The sequence below is a fragment of the Desulfovibrio sp. 1188_IL3213 genome (assembly GCF_036763145.1).
Classification (GTDB): Bacteria; Desulfobacterota; Desulfovibrionia; order Desulfovibrionales; family Desulfovibrionaceae; genus Desulfovibrio.
In genome coordinates this window covers 1-1156 of the sequence record NZ_JBAIYR010000591.1, presented here as the reverse complement: position 1 = coordinate 1156, position 1156 = coordinate 1, and the positions used below count along the sequence as shown (strand labels likewise).

At 60.7% G+C, this 1156-nt stretch carries 1 protein-coding gene; it reads left to right on the top strand.

Annotation, left to right across the window (positions count from 1 at the left end):
- Positions 1-87: 87 nt before the first annotated feature.
- A partial coding sequence (locus V6C16_RS13850; RefSeq protein ID WP_333543505.1) for an efflux RND transporter permease subunit occupies positions 88-1156 on the top strand: 1069 nt, incomplete at its 3' end.

The window sequence follows — 1156 nt, the reverse complement described above, 5'->3', positions numbered from 1 at the left end:
TTATCCCGCAGGGGCTGCATGCCGACCGTTTCCGGCCCTTTGCCGCCAACGGTTGCATAAGAAACAGTGCTTACCAAGGAGGCTGCCATGCGCGCAGTACTTTTGACGGTGGAAGCTCTGGACAGGGCGCAGCTGGACACCTGGGCGCGGCGCATGGTTGAAGCCCTCAGGCAGCAGCCCCAACTGGAGCTTGTGACCAGCGACTATCAGGCTCCGGGCCGCATGGCCTGGCTCAACATCAACCGTGACGCCGCCGGGCGGCTCGGCATCAGCATGGCGGATATAGACAACGCCCTGTATGACGCCCTGGGCCAGCGGCTCATTTCCACCATTTTTACACAAACCAACCAGTACAAGGTTGTGCTTGAGGTGGCCCCGCGTTTTCGTCAGGGACCGGGCGATATAGAAAATATTTACGTCAAGGGCGGCGACGGCAAACCCGTGCCGCTGACGAGCATCGCAACCATTGAGGAGCGGCCCACGCAGCTCTCCATCGCGCGGCAGGGGCAGTTTCCCGTAGCCACCATTGCATTCAATGTGGCGCAGGATTCCTCGCTGGGCGCGGCGGTGGCCGCGGTGAACAGCACGTTCGAGCGCCTTGAGCTTCCGGATTCGCTGCGCATCCAGTTTCAGGGGGCAGCACAGGCTTTCATGGCGTCCACCAACAATCAGGTGTGGCTCATACTGGCGGCCATCGTGACCATGTATATTGTTCTGGGCGTGCTGTATGAAAGCTATATCCACCCGGTAACCATCCTTTCCACCCTGCCCTCGGCCGGAGTGGGAGCCTTGCTGGCCCTGATGCTGGCCGATATGGAACTTGGGGTCGTGGGCATTATCGGCATTATCCTGCTTATCGGCATTGTCAAAAAGAATGCCATCATGATGATCGACTTTGCGCTGGATGCCGAGCGCAATGAAGGCAAGGAGCCTCTGGCGGCCATACGTCAGGCGTGTCTGCTGCGTTTGCGGCCCATTCTCATGACCACGATGGCAGCCCTGCTCGGTGCGCTGCCCCTTATGCTGGGCTGGGGCATGGGCGCAGAATTGCGGCGGCCCCTGGGCGTAACAATGGTGGGCGGCCTGATCGTCAGCCAGGTGCTGACCCTGTTTACCACGCCGGTCATCTACCTGTGGTTCGACCGCCTGAGCCGCC